The 3132-nt window shown below is 71.3% G+C and carries 3 protein-coding genes; 2 read left to right on the plus strand and 1 reads right to left on the minus strand.

What is annotated here, in order from left to right; all coding sequences use genetic code 11:
* Positions 1–593 (minus strand): radical SAM protein (locus ABZV34_RS37995; RefSeq protein WP_356287420.1); only part of this gene is annotated, 593 nt, incomplete at its 3' end.
* 398 nt (positions 594–991) lie between these two features.
* On the opposite strand from ABZV34_RS37995, the gene ABZV34_RS38000 reads away from it, so the two are divergent.
* Complete coding sequence (locus ABZV34_RS38000) at positions 992–1876, plus strand: 1,4-dihydroxy-6-naphthoate synthase (protein ID WP_356287423.1); 885 nt, start codon at positions 992–994, stop codon at positions 1874–1876.
* A gap of 159 nt (positions 1877–2035) precedes the next feature.
* Positions 2036–3132, plus strand: a 1097-nt coding sequence (locus ABZV34_RS38005) for a beta-ketoacyl synthase N-terminal-like domain-containing protein (RefSeq protein WP_356287426.1), incomplete at its 3' end; no start/stop codon positions are given.

Genomic DNA, 3132 nt, shown 5'->3' on the forward strand with positions numbered 1-3132 from the left:
CAGTCCTCCCAGTGGGTGCGGTGGTCGACGATGTGCTGCCGCACCTCCCAGTCGAAGATCTCCGCGCCGCCGCCGGTCAGCGACTCCAGGCCCGCGTCGATCAGCTCGTCCAGGATGTCGGAGGCCGACATCCCGGAGATCGTCTCGAAGTGGTGGATCTCCGTCGCCGTGAACGCCTTCAGCGACACGTTCGGCAGCGCCTTCTTCAGCTCCCGCAGCGAACGCGGGTAGTAGCGCCAAGGAAGCGTCGGGTGCAGGCCGTTGACGATGTGCAGCTCCGAGAGGTGCTCGCTCTCCATCGTCTTGGCGAGGCGGACCGCCTCCTCGATGCGCATCGTGTACGCGTCCATCTCGCCCGGCTTGCGCTGGAACGAGCAGTAGGCGCACGACGCGGTGCACACGTTCGTCATGTTGAGGTGACGGTTGACGTTGAAGTGGACCACGTCGCCGTTCTTGACCGTACGCGCATGGTGCGCGAGCTCGCCCAGCCAGGCCAGCTCGTCCGACTCGTACAACGCGATGCCGTCCTCGCGGGACAGCCGTTCACCGGAGTAGACCTTGTCCTCCAGCTCACGCTTGAGCCCTGCGTCCATTACCGGGGAACCTCCTCGGTCAGTGCCTGGCGGCACACGTAGTGAGTGCGAGGTACGCGGGTGGCACGTAACTCGTCTGCGGGCCCCGGCCGAGCCACCCGTCTTCGCGGACGACTCGCGCCGCCGTGGATCCGGCAGGGCGGAACTGGTGCGGAGCCGCGCCACCCGACCCAGGCCGGCCGGCCCGCCCTTCTCCGGACGAGCCCGAACCCTCCTGAAAGCAGCGGCACATGCACCGCTCCCGGCCGGAACACAGGGGATCCGGCCACGTCGGATGAGGCTCCCTCATCTTCGCGGAGGACAGTCTGGGGAAAACCCCACACCCACTCCGGCTTTCCTGGAGGGGGCGCGCGAGCGCCGTCACCGGAACACCCACGGCAGAGAATGAGGCGGGCCGCATGACGTCACCACTGACCCTGGCGCACTCCCCGTGCCCCAACGACACGTTCGTCTTCCACGCCCTGACCCACGGCCTGCTCCCCGGCGCACCCGGGACCGACGTACGCCTGGCCGACATCGACGTCACCAACGGGCTCGCCGAACGCGGCGAACTGGACGTCCTCAAGGTGTCCTACGGCGTCCTGCCGCACGTACTCGACACCTACGCCCTGCTGCCGTGCGGCGGCGCCGTCGGCCGCGGCTGCGGACCGCTCGTCCTGCGCAGGCGGACCGGCCCCGCCGACAGCCTCACCGGCGCCCGCGTCGCCGTACCCAGCACGAGCTCCACCGCCTACCTCCTCTTCCGCCTCTGGGCGGCCCGCGCCGTCCCCGGCGGCGTCGGCGAGATCGTCGTCCTGCCCTTCCACGAGATCATGCCCGCCGTGCGCGACGGCCTCGTCGACGCCGGCCTCGTCATCCACGAGGCCCGCTTCACCTACCGCCACTACGGCCTGCACAGCGTCGCCGACCTGGGCGAGGAATGGGAGAAGGAGACTCAACTGCCCGTCCCGCTCGGCGCCATCATCGCCCGCCGCAGCCTCGGCGCCACCCGTCTCACCGCCCTCGCCGACGCCGTCCGCGCCTCCGTCCGCGCCGCCTGGGACACCCCCGCCGCCTCCCGCCCCTACGTCCTGGAGCACGCCCAGGAACTGGCCACGGACGTCGTCGACCAGCACATCGAGCTCTACGTCAACTCCTTCACCGCGGAACTCGGCGACGAAGGCCACGCCGCCGTACGCGAACTCCTCGGCCGCAGCGCCGACCTCGGCCTGCTGCCCGCCGTACCCGACGGCGCCCTGGACTTCCCCCCCGAGCCCCTAGAGCCCAGCGCCCGCCAACGCTAGGGGATCTCTTAGAGCCGGTCACCGCAGGTCCGGAAGCCACCCCCGGCCGTCCGCATAATCGGCCCCAGGCCGCCCGCACCCGTCCGGGACCGCCACCGCCCGCGCCACCGACCCACCACCGGCGACACCACGGGCCCCGCTGTCGAAGGGAACCGATCCGTGACCGAGGACAGGCTCCGCGAACTTCACGAGTTCCTGAAGCGCGTCACCGCAGACCTCCAACGCACGCGCAACCGCCTGCACCAGGTCGAGTCGAGGGCCACGGAACCCATCGCCATCGTCTCCATGAGCTGCCGCTACCCCGGCGGCGTACGCACCCCGGAAGACCTCTGGCACCTCGTGGACAGCGGCACCGACGGCATATCGGACTTCCCCGAGGACCGCGGCTGGTCCGTCGACACCCTCTACGACCCCGACCCCGACCACCCCGGAACCTGCTACACCCGCCACGGCGGCTTCCTGCACGACGCCGTCGACTTCGACGCCGACTTCTTCGGCATGTCACCCCGTGAAGCCCTCGCCACCGACCCCCAGCAGCGCCTGCTCCTCGAAGTCACCTGGGAGGCCATGGAGCGCGCCGGACTGCGCCCCGCCGACCTGAAGGGCACCGCCACCGGCGTCTTCGCGGGCGTCATGTACAACGACTACGGCTCACGGTTCACCGAACCGCCCGAAGGACTCGACGGCTACATCGGCAACGGCAGCGCCGCCAGCATCGCCTCCGGACGCATCGCCTACACCTTCGGCTTCGAAGGCCCCGCCATCACCGTGGACACCGCCTGCTCCTCCTCCCTGGTCGCCCTGCACCTGGCCGTCCAGGCCCTGCGCGCGGGCGAGTGCGACCTCGCCCTCGCCGGCGGAGTCGCCGTGATGTCCACCCCGGTCACCTTCATGGAGTTCAGCCGCCAGCGCGGCCTCGCCGCCGACGGCCGCTGCAAGTCCTACGCGGACGCCGCCGACGGCACCGGCTGGGGCGAGGGCGTCGGCATGCTCCTCCTGGAGCGCCTCTCGGACGCCCGGCGGGCCGGCCACGACGTCCTCGCGGTCATCCGCGGATCCGCCGTCAACCAGGACGGCGCGAGCAGCGGCCTCACCGCTCCCAACGGCCCGTCGCAGCAACGGGTCATCCGCGCCGCGCTCGCCGCCGCCGACCTCCGGCCGGGCGACGTCGACGCCGTCGAGGGCCACGGCACCGGCACCACCCTCGGCGACCCCATCGAGGCCCAGGCCCTGCTCGCCACCTACGGCCAGGACCG

It is taken from the genome of Streptomyces sp. NPDC005195 (genome assembly GCF_040608315.1).
GTDB lineage: Bacteria > Actinomycetota > Actinomycetes > Streptomycetales > Streptomycetaceae > Streptomyces > Streptomyces kaempferi.